This window comes from Duganella sp. CF517 (genome assembly GCF_900110275.1).
Classification (GTDB): Bacteria; Pseudomonadota; Gammaproteobacteria; order Burkholderiales; family Burkholderiaceae_D; genus Rugamonas.
This window is the reverse complement of record NZ_FODC01000001.1, coordinates 1424401-1440944: the sequence shown is the minus strand read 5'-3', so window position 1 is coordinate 1440944 and position 16544 is coordinate 1424401. Positions and strand designations below refer to the sequence as shown.

Annotated in this window: 17 protein-coding genes; 13 read left to right on the top strand and 4 right to left on the bottom strand. The window is 64.4% G+C overall.

Annotation, left to right across the window (positions count from 1 at the left end):
* Positions 1-16: 16 nt before the first annotated feature.
* From BMX85_RS06310 to BMX85_RS06295, 4 genes are all read left to right on the top strand, one after another.
* Positions 17-1072 carry an SPOR domain-containing protein gene (locus BMX85_RS06310; protein ID WP_090314805.1) on the top strand — a complete coding sequence of 352 codons (1056 nt, stop codon included), beginning with the start codon at positions 17-19 and terminating at the stop codon, positions 1070-1072.
* A gap of 15 nt (positions 1073-1087) precedes the next feature.
* Positions 1088-1576: a CvpA family protein gene (locus BMX85_RS06305; RefSeq protein WP_090314804.1), complete on the top strand. Its 489-nt coding sequence runs from the start codon at positions 1088-1090 to the stop codon at positions 1574-1576.
* A 74-nt stretch (positions 1577-1650) separates the two neighbouring features.
* Entirely contained in the window at positions 1651-3177 is a 1527-nt protein-coding gene (purF, locus tag BMX85_RS06300; protein WP_090314800.1) for an amidophosphoribosyltransferase, read from the top strand.
* Positions 3178-3232: 55 nt separating this feature from the next.
* Entirely contained in the window at positions 3233-4477 is a 1245-nt protein-coding gene (locus BMX85_RS06295; protein WP_090314795.1) for a cystathionine gamma-synthase family protein, read from the top strand.
* 50 nt (positions 4478-4527) lie between these two features.
* Here BMX85_RS06295 and lexA read toward each other — a convergent pair whose 3' ends face one another.
* Positions 4528-5166, bottom strand: coding sequence for a transcriptional repressor LexA (gene lexA, locus BMX85_RS06290; protein ID WP_090314792.1), 639 nt, complete (start codon positions 5164-5166; stop codon positions 4528-4530).
* A 117-nt stretch (positions 5167-5283) separates the two neighbouring features.
* The gene (locus tag BMX85_RS06285; RefSeq protein ID WP_090314788.1) at positions 5284-7992 is read right to left on the bottom strand and encodes a DUF5695 domain-containing protein; all 2709 of its coding nucleotides are present in this window, start codon (positions 7990-7992) and stop codon (positions 5284-5286) included.
* Positions 7993-8153: 161 nt separating this feature from the next.
* Here BMX85_RS06285 and rpsF point away from each other — a divergent pair, with 161 nt between their 5' ends.
* From rpsF to BMX85_RS06250, 7 genes are all read left to right on the top strand, one after another.
* On the top strand, positions 8154-8546 hold the full coding sequence (gene rpsF / locus BMX85_RS06280) for a 30S ribosomal protein S6 (RefSeq protein ID WP_090314787.1): 393 nt from the start codon (positions 8154-8156) through the stop codon (positions 8544-8546).
* Positions 8547-8576: 30 nt separating this feature from the next.
* A complete protein-coding gene (priB, locus tag BMX85_RS06275) occupies positions 8577-8882 on the top strand; it encodes a primosomal replication protein N (protein ID WP_090314785.1) in 306 nt (101 codons plus the stop codon).
* Between the two features lie 15 nt (positions 8883-8897).
* Positions 8898-9188: a 30S ribosomal protein S18 gene (gene rpsR / locus BMX85_RS06270; RefSeq protein WP_019922639.1), complete on the top strand. Its 291-nt coding sequence runs from the start codon at positions 8898-8900 to the stop codon at positions 9186-9188.
* Positions 9189-9216: 28 nt separating this feature from the next.
* A complete protein-coding gene (gene rplI / locus BMX85_RS06265) occupies positions 9217-9669 on the top strand; it encodes a 50S ribosomal protein L9 (protein WP_090314782.1) in 453 nt (150 codons plus the stop codon).
* Between the two features lie 141 nt (positions 9670-9810).
* Positions 9811-11196 carry a replicative DNA helicase gene (locus BMX85_RS06260; RefSeq protein ID WP_090314778.1) on the top strand — a complete coding sequence of 462 codons (1386 nt, stop codon included), beginning with the start codon at positions 9811-9813 and terminating at the stop codon, positions 11194-11196.
* A 115-nt stretch (positions 11197-11311) separates the two neighbouring features.
* Positions 11312-11938, top strand: coding sequence for a DUF47 domain-containing protein (locus BMX85_RS06255; protein WP_090314775.1), 627 nt, complete (start codon positions 11312-11314; stop codon positions 11936-11938).
* An 18-nt stretch (positions 11939-11956) separates the two neighbouring features.
* The gene (locus BMX85_RS06250) at positions 11957-12970 is read left to right on the top strand and encodes an inorganic phosphate transporter (protein ID WP_090314773.1); all 1014 of its coding nucleotides are present in this window, start codon (positions 11957-11959) and stop codon (positions 12968-12970) included.
* A 32-nt stretch (positions 12971-13002) separates the two neighbouring features.
* Here the strand turns inward: BMX85_RS06250 and BMX85_RS29985 are convergent, their stop codons facing one another.
* The gene (locus BMX85_RS29985; protein ID WP_143067912.1) at positions 13003-13206 is read right to left on the bottom strand and encodes an AbrB/MazE/SpoVT family DNA-binding domain-containing protein; all 204 of its coding nucleotides are present in this window, start codon (positions 13204-13206) and stop codon (positions 13003-13005) included.
* 174 nt (positions 13207-13380) lie between these two features.
* On the opposite strand from BMX85_RS29985, the gene BMX85_RS06245 reads away from it, so the two are divergent.
* Entirely contained in the window at positions 13381-13770 is a 390-nt protein-coding gene (locus BMX85_RS06245; RefSeq protein ID WP_090314771.1) for a hypothetical protein, read from the top strand.
* A gap of 23 nt (positions 13771-13793) precedes the next feature.
* Here BMX85_RS06245 and ycaO read toward each other — a convergent pair whose 3' ends face one another.
* Positions 13794-15518: a 30S ribosomal protein S12 methylthiotransferase accessory factor YcaO gene (ycaO, locus tag BMX85_RS06240; RefSeq protein ID WP_090314769.1), complete on the bottom strand. Its 1725-nt coding sequence runs from the start codon at positions 15516-15518 to the stop codon at positions 13794-13796.
* Between the two features lie 152 nt (positions 15519-15670).
* Here ycaO and BMX85_RS06235 point away from each other — a divergent pair, with 152 nt between their 5' ends.
* A complete protein-coding gene (locus BMX85_RS06235) occupies positions 15671-16537 on the top strand; it encodes a metallophosphoesterase (protein WP_229210299.1) in 867 nt (288 codons plus the stop codon).
* Positions 16538-16544 lie beyond the last annotated feature (7 nt).

The window sequence follows — 16544 nt, the reverse complement described above, 5'->3', positions numbered from 1 at the left end:
AGGACTGAAATCACGCATGGGCTTGTTCTCGAAATTCGGTAAAAACAAGCAAGAGACCGCCGGTCAGGACAGCGGCTATTACACCAGCGCGGATGATCAGGCCGTCGCCGAACGGGCGCGCTCCAAGCGCGCCTCGTCGGCCGACGGTCCGGCCAAGTCGCGCCGCGCCAAGGACCGCGAGGCGGACGACCCGGTGTTGCCGGAAAAGAAACGCGCGCGGCGCCGCCTGGTCGGCGCCATCGCGCTGGCGCTGGCCGTCGCCGTCGGGCTGCCGATGGTGCTCGATTCCGAGCCGCGTCCGCTCGCGTCCGACATCGAAATCAAGATCCCGGCCAAGGATAAGCCGGCCGCCGTGCGCGCATCCGCCGCCGCCGTGCCCGCCAGCGCCGCGCTCGACAGCAAGGAAGAAATCGTCGACGACGTCAAGCCGGCCAAGGGCGCGACCGCCGCCGTTGCCGCGCGCGCCGCGCCGTCCGCCGAGGAGGTCATCAAGGCCGACAACGCCCGGCAGGAAGCCGAAGCCCAGGCCGATCTGAAGGCCGAGGCCAAGGCCAAGGCGGAAGCCAAGGCCGAGGCGCTGGCCAAGGCGAAGGCCGAGCATGAGTCCAAGGCCCGGGCGGAGACCGAGGCCAAGGCCAAGCTGGAGGCCGAGCGCAAGCGCGAAGCCGAGCGCAAGCTGGCCGAGGCGAAGGCCGACGCAAAAGCCAAGGCCGATGCCGAGCGCAAGCTGGCCGACGCCAAACCGGCCGCCAAGCCGGCGTCCGACAAGGCGTCCGAGGACGCGCGCGCGCTGGCCATTCTGGAAGGCAAGGGCGCGGCCAAGCCGGCCGCCGCCGCAGCGGAGTCCGGCCAGAAATTCGTGCTGCAAGTGGCCGCGCTGAGCGACCAGGGCAAGGTGGACGAGCTGCGCAAGAAGCTGAAGGACGCCGGCATCAACTCCTTCACGCAGAAAACGCCTTCCGGCGAGATCACCCGCGTGCGCGTGGGGCCGTTCACCAACAAGGAAGAGGCGGAAAAGGTGCGCGCCAAGCTGAGCGGCATGGGCCTGAGCGGCCGCCTGGAAACGGTTTGATCCAGGCCGCCTGACGTGACGATTTTCGATTATCTGGTGATCTTCGTGATGGTCACGTCGGTCATCATCAGCATGCTGCGCGGGCTGGTCAAGGAAGTGCTGTCGCTGGCCGGCTGGGTGGTCGCCTTCGTCGTGGCCAACGCCTACGCCGCCGCGCTGGCCGTGATGTTGCCGGCCGTGGTGCCGGGCGAGGTGTTGCGCCTGATCCTGGCCTTCATCGCCCTGTTCATCGGCGTGCGCATTTTGATGGGCTTGCTGGCCATGGCGCTGGGCGCCTTGCTCGACGCGGGCGGCCTGAGCCTGTTCGACCGCCTGCTCGGCGCCGTGTTCGGCGTCGGCCGGGGCCTTGTAATCGTGCTGACCGCCGTCATCTTGTGTGGGATGACGTCGCTCCCACAACAGGATTTCTGGAAGGAGGCGCTGCTCAGCCCGTATGCCGAGACCGGCGCCCGGCTCGTCAAGACCTTCCTTCCCGCTGCGATGGCGCAGCATGTGAACTTTTGAATTGCATCACCGTTTTTAATCTGCGTCTTTAATCTGCGTCTTTAATCTGTATTACCCAGTCCAGGAGCACCATCATGTGTGGCATCGTCGGCGTCGTTTCCCATCAACCTGTCAATCAACTGCTGTATGACGCCTTGCTGCTGTTGCAGCATCGCGGCCAGGATGCAGCGGGTATCGCGACCAATCACAGCAGCATGTTCGCCATGCACAAGGCCAACGGCCTGGTGCGTGACGTTTTCCGCACCCGCAACATGCGCACCCTGCAAGGCAACTCGGGCATCGGCCACTGCCGCTATCCGACCGCCGGCTCGTCGAGCGAGGAAGAGGCGCAGCCGTTCTACGTCAACGCCCCGTTCGGCATCACGCTGGCGCACAACGGCAACCTGACCAACTGGGAACAGCTCAAGCAAGAGATGTTCAAGAACGACCGCCGCCACATCAACACCGACTCCGATTCGGAAGTGCTGCTCAACGTGCTGGCCCATGAAATCCACATGGCCACCACCGGCATCTCGATCGACGCCGACACCATCTTCGACGCCGTCACCGTGCTGCACCGCCGCGTCAAGGGCGGCTACGCCGCCGTCGCGCAGATCGCCGGCGTCGGCCTGCTGGCCTTCCGCGATCCGTTCGGCATCCGTCCGCTGTGCCTGGGCATCAACGAAACCGAGCAGGGCGCCGAGTACCTGGTCGCCTCCGAATCGGTGGCGCTCGAAGGCATGGGCTTCCGCTTCCTGCGCGACGTCGCGCCGGGCGAGTGCATCTTCGTCGACGCCGACATGCAGCTGCACAGCCGCCAGTGCGCCGACAATCCGTCGCTCAACCCGTGCGTGTTCGAATTCGTCTACCTGGCCCGTCCGGACTCCGTCATCGACGGCGCCTCGGTCTACGCCACCCGCCTGAAAATGGGCGAGTACCTGGCCGAGAAGATCAAGCGCGAATTCAAGGACGGCGAGATCGATGTCGTCATGCCGATTCCCGATTCGTCGCGTCCGGCCGCGATCCAGCTGGCGCTGGCGCTCAACGTCGAGTACCGCGAAGGCTTCATCAAGAACCGCTACATCGGCCGCACCTTCATCATGCCGGGCCAGGCCGCGCGCAAGAAATCGGTGCGCCAGAAGCTGAACGCGATCGCCTCCGAATTCAAGGACAAGGTCGTGCTGCTGGTCGACGACTCGATCGTGCGCGGCACCACCAGCCGCGAGATCGTGCAGATGGCGCGCGAAGCGGGCGCCAAGAAAGTGATCTTCGCCTCGGCCGCGCCGCCGGTGATCTACCCGAACGTGTACGGCATCGACATGCCGACCCGCGACGAGCTGATCGCCTACGGCCGCACCACCGAGGAAGTGTGCCGCGAAATCACCGCCGACCACCTGGTGTACCAGGACATCGAGTCGTTGAAGCGCGCCATCTCCGATGTCAACCCGGAGCTGAAGAACTTCGAGGCGTCGTGCTTCGACGGCGTCTACGTCACCGGCGACGTGTCGAAGGAATACCTCGACAAGCTGGAGTACGCGCGCCACCACCCGAAGGCCAAGACGACCCACGAGGACGCCGGCCGCTCGCAACTGAATCTGAATCTCGCGACCGCCGAAGGCTGATGTCGCGCCCGGTACGGTTCGCCGTACCGGGCTTTTTTTTTGACCATCCAAGCATATGAACGATAAGAAGAACTACGGTTTCACCACCACCATCCTGCACAACGACCGCCTGAAGGGCATCGAGCACGGCTCGCTGCACAAGCCGATCCACACCTCGGTCGCCTTCGGCTACGGCGACGCGCGCCAGCTGGCGTCGGTGTTCCAGGGCAAGGAGCCGGGCTTCCGCTACGGCCGCCAGGGCAACCCGACCATCTCCGCGCTCGAGGACAAGGTCAACAAGATGGAGCAGGGCGTCGGCACCTTGTGCTTCGCCACCGGCATGGGCGCGATCGGCGCCGTGTTCCAGGCGCTGCTTCGCGCGGGCGACCACGTCGTCTCGTCGGCCTTCCTGTTCGGTAACACCAACAGCCTGTGGCAGACCACGATGGCGCAGGGCGTCGGCGTCTCGTTCGTCGACGCCACCGACGTCGCCAATGTCGAAGCCGCGATCACGGAACGGACGCGCGTGGTGTTCGTCGAAACCATCGCCAACCCGCGCACGCAGGTGGCGGACTTGAAGCGCATCGGCGAATTGTGCAAGGCGCGCGGCATCCTGTACATCGTCGACAACACGATGACCACGCCATACCTGTTCCGGCCGAAATCGGTCGGCGCCGGGCTGGTGATCAACGCGCTGACCAAATCGATCGGCGGCCACGGCAACGCGCTGGGCGGCAGCCTGACCGACACCGGCGAATACGACTGGACCCAATTCCCGAATATCTACGAGAACTACAAGAAGGCCGCGCCGCTGCAATGGGGGCTGGCGCAGATCCGCGCCAAGGGGCTGCGCGACTTCGGCGCCTCGCTGGGGCCGGAGGCGGCGCACCACATCGCCGTCGGCGCCGAAACCTTGGCGCTGCGCATGGAGCGCACCAGTGCCAATGCGCTGGCGCTGGCGCGGATGCTGGAAGCGGACGAGCGCGTGGCGGCGGTGTACTACCCCGGGCTGGCATCGCATCCGCAGCACGGCATCTCGAGCGAGCTGTTCCGCAAGCACGGTTCGCTGCTCAGTTTTGAATTGAAGGATGGGATCGACTGCTTCGACTTCCTGAACCGGCTCAAGCTGGCGATTCCGGCATCCAACCTGGGGGACACGCGCACCCTGGTGATTCCGGTCGCGCACACGATCTTCTACGAGATGGGCGCCGAGCGGCGCGCATCGATGGGCATTGCCGAATCGCTGATCCGGGTCTCGGTCGGCATCGAAGACAGCGACGACCTGCTGGACGACTTCGCCTGCGCGCTGGAAGGCTGCTAACACAACGGAGACACTTGCATCGTGTCTCCGGGTCCGGTCGCGGCCCTGGCTTAGTGCCAGCTGCGCATCAGCCCGACCGCCAGGCCTTCCAGTGCGAACTCGTCCGCCTCCGGATCGACCTTGATGATCTTGAAGTCGGGGTTCTCCGGCAGCAGTTCGACCAGGGTGCCGGTCTTGCGGTAGCGCTTGACCGTGACGTCGTTGCCGATCCTGGCGACGACGATCTGGCCGTTCTTGGCGCTGTCGACTTTTTTGACCGCCAGCAGGTCGCCGTCCATGATGCCGGCGTCGCGCATCGATTCGCCGCGCACCTTGAGCAGGTAGTCGGGCTTGGACGAGAACATCGCCGGGTCGACGCTGTAGCTCGCCTCCAGGTTTTCCTGCGCCAGGATCGGCGAGCCGGCGGCCACGCGGCCGATCAACGGCAACGACATCATCAGCGACACCGGCGCCTTCGGCGTGGCCGGCTCGGCGTGCACGCCCAGCAAACGAATGCCGCGCGAGGTGCCGGCGGCGATTTCGATGGCGCCCTTGCGCGCCAGCGCCTGCAGGTGCTCCTCGGCCGCGTTGGCGGATTTGAAGCCCAGCTCGTTGGCGATCTCGGCGCGCGTCGGCGGGAAGCCGGTGTTTTCGATGGCATCCTTGATCAGATTGAGAATTTGTTCCTGACGTGCTGTGAGCTTGATCATGAGTGCGGTTGGGCCTGTGTATATAGACAGTCTGTATTTTTGTACAGTATGGCTCGCAATGCAAGGAAATTTGTTGTGTTCAGCGAAATAAAATGAAAAAAGTTCGTTCAACCACCCTCATCGTGGCTTCAACAGCACGCGCGTGGTGCTGGCCGTCAGCGGAATCCGGTAGCCGCCACGCTCGGCGACCAGCCCCTGCGGTTTGAATTTGCCGCCCGGACTCTCGACCAGCAGCCGGGCCGCCGGCGTCGCCGCGGTGGCGGCCGCCAGCTCCAAGGTGATGGCGCGGCTTTTCGGGTCGTAGGCCGCGCTGTCGATCTTGCCCGCCTCGAGGGTGATCCAGGCGCGCGCCGGCGCCACGAACAGGCGCGTGCGCGCGCTGTCCTTGGGCGTGATCTGGACCACGCCATTATTAGCCACTTTCATGTTGCCGCCGAAACTGAGCCAGCCGAAGGTCGGGTCTTTCAGTACATAGGTCGCGCTGGCGTAGGCGTGGCCGTAGAAGCCCATGCCGTAGTCGCCGCTGTAGGCGTCCCAGCGCATCATGTCGGGCCAGGCGTGGAAGGCGGCCGACGAAAAGCCGTCGCGGTCGATGTTGGTGATGCCGCCCAACAGGCCGCCGTAGGCCACGCGCAGCAGGTGCAGGTCGCTTGGGTTGGCGCGGTAGGCGTCGAACAGCGGCACCGCGTTCAACGTCGAGCCGTAGTGGTGGATCTGGCGTTCGATGCGCGCGGTCTTGCCGCCGTACAGGAAGTCCCAGTAGCGGCGGGCGTTGCCGTTGTAGCCCCAGCTCGGCATCGCCGGATCGTAGCCGAGGATCACTTCGCGCGTGATGTCGGCCTGCTTGGCGTAGCCGAAGTGGCGCATCCACGCGTACACCTCGGCCTGGCCGGTCGAATCCCACGCCATCTCGCTGCCGAACGGGTAGGCCAAGGTGCGCCAGTGGTCGGCGCGCCGCTTCATCATGGCTTCCATGTCGGTCGCCTCGGCCGTCATGCCTTCGCGTTGCAGGTCTTTCAGGATGTCGACGAAGACGTCGCCCTCCATCAGGCCGAACTGCGCGCACTCGGGCGCGTCGCGCACCATCGCCACCGTGGTCTGGTAGGCCTTGTTCAGATACCAGCGCCAGTCGTGCGCGGTGACCAGGCCGACGTGGTTGCGCGCCAGCCGGTACAGCACCCAATGGCCGATGGCCACGTGCGGATAGTTGTAAGCGCGGCCCAGGTCGTCGGCGTCCTTCTTGGTCCACGAGGCCCAGGTGCCCCAGTTGGCCTTCTGGTTGTAGTAGGACGGGAAGGATTTCGGGTCGTAATAGAACAGGCTTTTGCGCACGGCGCCGGCTTGCGGGCCGTCGGCCACCTGCAACTTGCCGACCACCGTTTCGTTGACCAGCCGTTCCAGCTTGGCCACTTCGGCGGGATCTGGATTGTCGAGCTGCTTGCTGATGGCCGCGACCCAACTGCCGCCGCCACCCTCGTCGCTCATGCCGGAGATCCATACTCGCGGGTCGTCGGTGACGATGCGCTTGGCGTCGCGGTCGTAGGTGAGGATGGCCGGCGCGCGCTTGAACGGATCTTTCTTGTCGTCGAACCATTGCTGCGTGGTGGAGAACTTGCCGAGGTCGGCCACCGCCTGCTCCAGCGGCTTGGTGACGAAGTAGCTGACCGTTTGCACGCCGCCGTCGGCGTAGGCGATCGACAGGCGCGCCGGTCCCCAGCCGTTGGCGCGCACCGTGTAGCGCGCCCAGCCTTTGGCGCTGGACTTGTCGGGCGTGACGGCCAGCGCGTTCTCCGGGTAACTGGTGATGCCGACGACTTTTTGCGGACTCTTGAGGAACAAGGTCGCCTCCAGGTCGGTTGGCACCACGTAGCCGGGGATGCCGACCGCGACCGGCCGTTTTTGCGCGATCAGCGCGGCCTCGATGGCGCGGATCGACGGCGCGGTGGCGAAGCGCACGCCGATGTCGCGCCGCGCCCCCGCTTCCAGGGTGATGCTGGTCGGCGCGTTCCATTGTTCGCCGGCGTTTTTCCACTCGTTCTCGGCGTAGGCCTTGCTCGCCACGGTCCAGTCGTAGAAGCCCTCCGACGTTTGCGCGCGCGGACTGCGGTCGGTCAGCGGGCGCCACGCTTCGAGCGGCGTGCGCCCGTCCGGCGTGACGATCAGCGCCGGGCCCTGGCCGTTCAGGCGCGTCACCTGCACGTAGCCGGCGTCGCGGCCTATATAAGGATCGGCGAAACTGGCGCTGGCGTGGGCCTGCTCCAAGGTGCGGTCGGTGATGATGTTGTCGAACACCATCGGCATGCCGAGGCCGCCGATCTCCACCGGCGCGTTGGCGTTGTTAATCAAGGTAAACCGCAGCACCAGCGCGCCGCCCTCGTTGAGCCAGCGCCGCTCCACCGTCAGCGGCAGGTCTTTGCCCATCGTGGCCGTGATGTCGGCCGCCGCCAGGACCTTGCCGCCGGCCGCCAGCGGCTTGATCGGCTGGCGCGCCGACGACGAGGAGAATTCCCGCCAGGCGCCGGCGCCGCCGTTGCGCAGTCGCAGGTTGAGGTCGCCGATGTGGGCGTAGCCGTCGTACTGGCGCTCGGCCTCCCTCGGGCCCGGCGTGAAGTCGAAGCTGGGATCGGCGACCGGATCGAGCCGCGCCAAGGTCTGGGTGTCGGTACGCAGGGCCAGCAGGAACTGCCTGGTGCTGTAGGCCTTGGTGGCGACGTCGGGATGGCTGGCTGCGGTGGCCGCTGCCGCGGGGGCGGGGCCCTCGGCGGCGAGTGCGGCGGCGATGAAGAGGGAAAACAGCAAAGGGGACAGCGCGCGGGTAGGTGGCATATCGGAATCCTGTTGGTTTCACAAGATGTTAGCACTGTCGCGGGGCCGGCAAGGGGGTAGATTTCCATCCAAAAAGCTGATATAGTCGCGGGCTTACCTCTTCCCACACCTGTCTTGACGCCAGGGTGGGCTATATTTTCACAGTCCTTAAGGGAGTTTGCATGCGTCACTATGAAATAGTATTTATCGTCCATCCGGACCAGAGCGAGCAAGTGCCCGCCATGATCGAACGTTACAAGACCACCGTAACGACCCGCGGCGGCGCCGTGCACCGTGTTGAAGATTGGGGCCGTCGTCAGATGGCTTACTCGATCCAGAAACTGGCTAAAGCACACTACATCTGCCTGAACATCGAATGCGACAACGAGACCCTGGTCGAGCTGGAAACCGCCTTCAAATTCAATGATGCCGTGCTGCGTCACCTGACCGTCAAGATGAAGAAAGCGGAAACCGCTCCTTCGCCGATGATGAAGTCGGTACAACGTGAAGATGCAGCGAAATCGCATCGCACCGAAGCCCCAGCAGCTCCTGTTGCCGCCGCTCCTGCGGCCTAATTGTTGCAAAACCGAGCTGACACAGCTCCAGTGAATCAAAGCCAATTCATTGCCTTGATCGCCGAACGGGACGCCTTGCGCTACACCCCGGCCGGCATGCCGATCGTGAACGCTGTACTCCAGCACCGGTCGCAGCAGATGGAGGCGGGCATCGCCCGGTTGAGCGAGTTTGAGATTTCCGCGGTCGCCGCGGGCGAGATCTCGGGCCGCTTCAGCCAGGCGCCACTGGGCGGGGTGTATCAGTTCACCGGTTTTATCAACAAGAAGACACGCAACAGCAAAAGCCTGGTGTTTCACATCATTGATTTTAGTGCTGTCCCAGACAGCTCAATTTAGATACAGGAGCCTCAAATGGCATTCGGTAAAAAGTTCGACAAAAACAAGCTCAAGCTTAAAGAAAAGCGCAAGCAACAAAATCCACTGTTCAAGCGCAAGAAGTTCTGCCGCTTCACCGCCGCTGGCGTTGAGCAGGTTGACTACAAAGACGTTGATACCCTGAAGGACTTCGTCCAGGAAAACGGCAAGATCATGCCAGCACGTCTGACCGGCACCAAGGCGCACTACCAGCGTCAAGTTGACACCGCCATCAAACGCGCCCGCTACCTCGCGCTGCTGCCTTACACCGATCTGCACCACGCTTAATTGCGTAGTCTAATCCTGGAGAAAAACTATGCAAATCATTCTGTTAGAAAAAGTCGTCAACCTGGGCAACCTGGGTGAAGTCGTTAAAGTTAAAGACGGTTACGCACGTAACTTCCTGATTCCGCAAAAAATGGCCCGTCGCGCTACCGCGTCGGCTGTTGCTGAATTCGAAGTCAAGCGCGCCGAACTGGAAAAAGCCGCTGCCGCCAAACTGGCCGCCGCTCAAGCCCAAGGCGAGAAACTGAACGGCATGACCGTGAACGTTTCGCAAAAAGCGGGTGTCGACGGCCGTCTGTTCGGTTCGGTCACCAACTTCGACATCGCTGAAGCGCTGACCAAAGCTGGTTTCGCTGTAGAAAAAGCTGCCGTGCGCATGCCTACCGGTCCTCTGAAGACCGTGGGCGAGCACCCGGTCAGCGTTGCTCTGCACACCGACGTGGTGGTCGAAGTGACCGTCGCCGTCGTGGGCGAAGCAGCCTAAATTACTTGCACGGGCAGCAATGCCTGTTATGCTAGTAATCATGGCAACAGATGAAAAAAGCCGGGCTTGCCCGGCTTTTTTCTCGCCAATTTTTTCGTAGTAACGCCTTGGCTGCCGGCCTAAGCGGGTATAATTCGCGCCATGAACACCCCCTCCGATCCGCAACTTGATTCCCTCCGCGTCCCGCCGCATTCCATCGAAGCAGAACAGTCCGTCATTGGCGGCTTGCTGCGCGATAACCAGGCGTTCGACCGCATCGCGGACATGATGCATTCGGAAGACTTCTACCGCTATGACCACCGCATCATCTTCGAACAGATCGTCAAGATGATCAACGGCTCCAAGCCGGCCGACGTCATCACGGTGTTTGAAACGTTGACGCAGATGGGCAAGGCCGAGGATGTCGGCGGCCTGGCCTACCTGAACGCGATGGCGCAAAACACGCCGTCGGCGGCCAACATCCGCCGCTACGCCGAGATCGTGCGCGACCGCTCGATCCTGCGCCAGCTGATCACCGTGGCCGACGAGATTTCCGGCCAGGCGTTCACGCCCCAGGGCAAGGAAGTCAAGCAGATGCTCGACGAGGCCGAATCGAAGATCTTCGCCATCGCCGAACAGGGCGCGCGCGGCGCCGCCGGCTGGCTGCCGGTGCAGCCGCTGCTGACCCAGGTGGTCGAGCGCATCGATGAATTATATTCACGCGACAACCAGTCCGAGATCACCGGCGTGCCGACCGGCTGGATCGACCTCGACCGCATGACCTCCGGCCTGCAGCCGGGCGACATGGTGGTCGTCGCCGGCCGCCCGTCGATGGGCAAGACCGCGTTCTCGATGAACATCGCCGAGAACGTCGCCGTCGAAGAGGGCTTGCCGGTGGCCGTGTTCTCGATGGAGATGGGCGGCGTGCAGCTGGCCATGCGTATGCTCGGCTCGGTCGGACAGCTCGACCAGCACCGCCTGCGCACCGGCAAACTGAACGACGAGGATTGGCCGCGCCTGACGCACGCCATCCAGAAAATGAACGACGCCCAGGTCTACATCGACGAGACGCCGGCGCTGAACCCGATCGAGATGCGCGCGCGCGCGCGGCGCCTGTCGCGCCAGTGCGGCAAGCTCGGCCTGATCGTGGTCGACTACCTGCAGCTGATGACCGGCTCGACCCAGGGCGACAACCGCGCCTCCGAGATCTCGGAGATCTCGCGCTCGCTCAAGGGCCTGGCCAAGGAGCTGCAGTGCCCGGTGATCGCGCTGTCGCAGCTGAACCGCTCGCTGGAGCAACGCCCCAACAAACGTCCCGTCATGTCCGACTTGCGCGAATCGGGCGCGATCGAGCAGGACGCGGACGTCATCATCTTCCTGTATCGCGACGAGGTCTACAACCCCGACTCGCCCGATAAGGGAACGGCCGAGATCATCATCGGTAAGCAGCGTAACGGCCCGATCGGCTCGGTGCGCCTGACCTGGATCGGCCAATACACCAAGTTCGGCAACTACGCCGGTAACCTGGCGCTGTACCAGGGCGACTAACCCCGGCAACACACTGGGTCCGCCACAGCAAACAGGGCGGACCCATCCCGACGCCGCCGGCCCGTGCCGGAGGGCGGTCTGTAGCAGTAATCACGACTATGAAACGGAGAAAGACATGTTTGGACGCTTGATGCCCACCGAGGGCAAATTTTTTGACCTGTTCAATCAACACGCCGACCTGTGCGTCAAAGGTGCAAAAGAGATGCTGGGGTTGATGTCCAACTTCGACGACCTGGAAAACCGCGTGCACGCCATCGAGAGCATCGAAAAACAGGCCGACAAGATCACCTACGCCACCGTCGACCTGCTGCACAAGACCTTCATCACGCCGATCGACCGCGACGACATCCACAAGCTCATCACGCGCCAGGACGACATCCTCGACCTGCTCGAGGACGCCGCCCAGACCGTCTCGCTGTACGACCTGCACTCGGTCACGCCGGAAGCCAAGCGCCTGGCCGAGCTGGTGCTCGCCTGCACCGAGAAGGTCAAGGAAGCCGTGGCCCTGCTGCACAACATGGACAATTCGCGCCAGATCGTCGCCATCTGCGAAGAGATCGACCGCCTCGAATCGGACGCCGACCACGTGATGCGCGCCGCCATGTCCAAGCTGTTCCGCGACGAACCGGACGTGCGCAACCTGATCAAGATGAAGGCCATCTACGAAATTCTGGAAACCGTCACCGACCGTTGCGAGGATGTGGCCAACATCATCGAAGGCATCATCGTCGAAAACGCATAATTACAAAAAGATCAGTCCATGAATACCATAACAATAAGCATCTACGTGCTGGGCGTGCTGATCGCGCTGGCCTTGGTGTTTGACTTCATGAACGGCTTCCACGACGCCGCCAACGCGATCGCCACGGTCGTCTCGACCGGTGTGCTGAAGCCGCAAACGGCGGTGGCGATGGCCGCGTGCTTCAACTTCGTCGCCATTTTCGTGTTCCACCAGCTGACCGTGGCCGCCACCGTCGGCAAGGGCACCATCGACCCCAGCGTGGTCGACCAGTACGTGATCTTCGGCGCGCTGGTCGGCGCCATCGTCTGGAACATCGTCACCTGGTACTACGGCATTCCGTCGTCGTCGTCGCACGCGCTGATCGGCGGCCTGGTCGGCGCGGCCGTGGCCAAGAGCGGCACCGGCGCGCTGATTTCGGCCGGCCTGATCAAGACCGTCGCCTTCATCGTGCTGTCGCCGCTGCTCGGCTTCATCTTCGGCTCGCTGATGATGTTGCTCGTGTCGTGGGTGTTCGTGCGCTCGACGCCGCGCCGGGTCGATAAATGGTTCCGCCGCCTGCAACTGATTTCGGCCGCCTCGTACAGCCTCGGCCACGGCGGCAACGACGCCCAGAAGACCATCGGCATCATCTGGATGCTGCTGATCGCGGCCGGCTACTCGCAGGCCGGCGACGCCGAGCCGCCGCTGTGGGTGATCGTCTCGTGCTACACGGCGATCTCGTTCGGCACCCTGTTCGGCGGCTGGCGCATCGTCAAGACCATGGGCCAGAAGATCACCAAGCTCAAACCGGTGGGCGGCTTCTGCGCCGAGACCGGCGGCGCCATCACCTTGTTCACCGCCACCGCCCTCGGCGTGCCGGTGTCGACCACGCACACCATCACCGGCGCCATCGTCGGCGTCGGTTCGGCGCAAAAGATGTCGGCGGTGCGCTGGGGCGTGGCCGGCAACATCGTCTGGGCGTGGATCTTCACCATACCGGCGTCGGCCTTCGTCGCCGCCATCGCCTGGTGGGTCGGACAACACATCATGTAACGCGAAAGGGAGCCGAGGCTCCCTTTTTTTAGCTAGTAGTTGCCGCGCGCCGGACGGATGCGCAGCTCGTCGCCGATGCGTTGGATGTCGAGGTTGATGTCGGCGCGGCCGTACGCGATTTCAGGCGGAATCTGGATTGCCTGGAAATTTCCGCTCCGAAATGCCTTGGTGGTAACCGAGCCCAACATTCCTAGGGCGATCAGTTCCAAGCCTTCTGTGAGCGATTCCCAGTTCATTGTTTGCCTCCTCGCGCAAGGTCCACAACAACAGCGCATAGCCGCAGCATGAATCCGATCAACAGTGATGTGCGTGCGCCATCGATTCCCGGGATGTACCGGCTGTCGCGGTTGCTGAGATATACGCTAATGGCCCAAGCTGTAGAATCGTGTAACTTGCCGATAGGGTTGAATATGCAAAAAATTGATTTCGCGACGTTGACGCGGTTGGCGCAGGCGTCCGCCTCGGTGGGCGTGCCTTGTAGCTGCAACCAGACATCGCTGGCGGCTTGGCAGGCGTTGCCGATGACGTTGGAGCTGGAGCGCTTCGAGGATGTCGGTACATTGATGGAAGATCCGTATGACGAACCGACGTTCGTCGAATTCCACCCGAACGAAACGCGCTACGAAAGCGCGGACGCGCCGATTGCGCCGCGCTATTACCCGTACAACCGTTGTACGGTGTCGCGCTGCACGAATTGTGGCCGCAACTATCTGCGCTACAACGAGGCCGGCGGCTATTTCACCGAGCTTCGTATCCGCGCCTTGCAGCCGGACTTGTTGGTGGACGCAACCGCCCCGTAAATCATTTAAGGCGGTTGGTGGTTTTACACCGCGTCCGGCGCGAACAGCTTGTCGTAGGCCGCCAGCAGGCTCTGGTGCAAGGGGCTGCCTTCGAAGTTCGGGCCGAGCGGCTCCAGGCCGAAGAAGCGCTCGGAACCATCGAGCAGCGCCTCGGCCATCGCCAACGTCTCGGCGCCGTACAGCAGCTCCAGCGCGCGGCGGAAGTTGTCCGGCTCCTCCAGCCTGACGAGGCTTTCGATGCAGCGGTACACCAGCCGGCGCGGCTTGGCCAGGTCGCCGTAGTGGTGGATCCAGTTGCAGCCTTCCAGCACCGCCTCCTCGTCGCCGACCACCAGCGCCAGCAGGGTTTTCAGCTCGCCGATGCGCAGCTGTTTCCACGGCGTCCCGGCCGCTGCCGCCAGGCCGAGGATTTCCCACAGCGGCCGCTCGTCGTTCAGGTTCGAGGTCTGCAATTCCACCAGCAGGGCCGTGCATTCCTGCACGCTCAGATCCTGCAGGCGCACCAGCAGCGGCCGCAGCGCGTTGCCGACGCTGTTGTTCTCCCACTCCAGATCCTCGACCGGATAGATCTCCGACAAGCCCGGCACCAGGATGCGGCACGTGTGGACGCCTTGCGCGTCGAAATCGGCCACGTAGATATCCTTGCCCTCGGCGTGCAGCGCGTCGACCAGCCACAGGTAGTCCTCCACGGTGGTGCCGCCGAAGTTCCAGTCGACGAACGGATAGTCGGAGGTGTCGCTCAGGAAGTCCCATGCGATCACGCCGCGCGCATCGACGAAGTGCGCCTCCAGGTTGGCGACGGCGTCGATCTCGCTGGCGTCGAAGCTTGGCTCGGGGTAGCCGTCGAGCGCGCCGAGCGAACGGCCCCGTAGCAGCGCGGTCAGCGCCCGCTCCAGCGCGATCTCCAGGCGCGGGTGCGCGCCAAAGCTGGACAGCACGCCCTGGTCCTTCGGCTGGATCAGCGTGACGTTCATCACCGGGTACTTGCCGCCCAGCGAGGCGTCCTTGACCAGCACGCCGAAACCGGCCCGGCGCAGCCCGGCGATGCCGGCCGCGATGGCGGGGAAGCGCGCGACGACGTCGTCCGGCACCTCCGGCAGGCACATGCCCTCGGCGATGACGCGGTACTTGATGGCGCGCTCGAAGATCTCCGACAGCGCCTGGACGCGCGCCTCGTTGACGGTGTTGCCGGCGGCGGTGCCGTTGCTGACGTACAGGTTGCCGATGAGGTTGACCGGGATGTAGGCGGTGGCGCCGTCGCGCAGGCGCTGGTAGGGCAGGGCGCAGATGCCGCGCGCGACGTTGCCGGAGTTGATGTCGACCAGTACGCCGGCGTCGATGTCGCCGCGCGGGTTGTAGAACGCGTGCAGCTCGGGGTCGAGCAGCTCGGACGGCCACGAACCGTCCGCCGCCGGCGCGAACCATCGCTCGCTCGGGTGGTGCACGAACGGCGCGTTGGCGCGCTGCGCGCCCAGGTGGTAGTGGGTCCAGAAGTCGTGCGTGCCGAGCCGTTCGGCGAACGCGCCGTAGGCGCTGGCGCGCGCGGCCAGCTCCGTCGCGCCCCTGCCGTGCGCGCTGAGCAGTGGACAGTCGACGTCCTGGAGCTCGATGGACCAGATGCCGTCGACCTCGCGCGTCGGCGGCGACTCGGCCAGCCGGAAGCGGCGCCGGGCCAGCGTGGCCCGCAAGGTGGCGATGGTGGTGTCGAGGGCGGCGTCTTTGCCCGGGAAGGTGGTTTCAGTAGTCATCGAGCAATCTCTGTAGGGGAGTCAAGGTCGGCGCAACGGCAACCGCGCCGGCGAGGCGAAGGCATGCCTGTTCGTCCCAGCTTACCACCGCCGGGGCCGCGATGTCGCAAATGCGCTATGATGCCGCCTTTTCCAGATTCACTCAGGCATCAATGACATTACCTCCGGGCAAGGCCCCACGCGGCGGCCGCCAGTCCCGGTTCCGGCACTACACTGAAACCTTGATGAACGCCGCGCTGCTGGGCGGCCTGGTGGCCTGGCTCAGTTACCGCGTCGGCTTGCACGGCCGCCTGGGCGTGACACGCTACAGGGTCGCGCTGCCGCCGGAGCGCCGCCTGCCGCGCCCGCTCAAGATCGCCTTCGCCTCGGACTTCCACGCCGGCCCGCCGACCCATGCCGGCATCTTCGACGACCTGTTCGCGCGCATCGACGCCGAGCGGCCCGACCTGCTGCTGCTGGGCGGCGACTACGTCCACGGCCCGGCGCGCTACGCCGGCGCGCTGTGCGCGGCGCTGGCGGCCTGCCGTCCGCCGCTGGGCAAGCTGGCCGTGTTCGGCAACCACGACCTGATCACCGACCACGGGTTGATCGAGCGCATGTTCGCGCGGGCCGGGGTGCGGATGCTGGTCAACCGCGCCCACGCCTTGCCGGCGCCGTTCGACGCCGTGTCGGTGTGCGGCATGGACGATCCGTGGACCGGCGTGCCCGACGGCCACGCCACGTTCGCCGGCGCCGGCCCCACGCGGGTGTTGCTGATGCACGCGCCGGACGGCCTGTTGCGCCTCGACGGCCACCGCTTCGACGTCGGTTTCGCCGGCCACACGCACGGCGGCCAAATCGCCGCCGCCGACGGCACGCCGCTGGTGATGCCGCGCGGGCCGCTGTCGCGTCCCTTTCATTATGGGCGCTTTCCGTTGCACGACAACGGCGAGTTGATCGTCAGTCGCGGCGTGGGCTGCAGCGGTATTCCGGTGCGCATCAACGCCGATCCCGAACTGGTGATCTGCACTATGCAATAATCGCTGG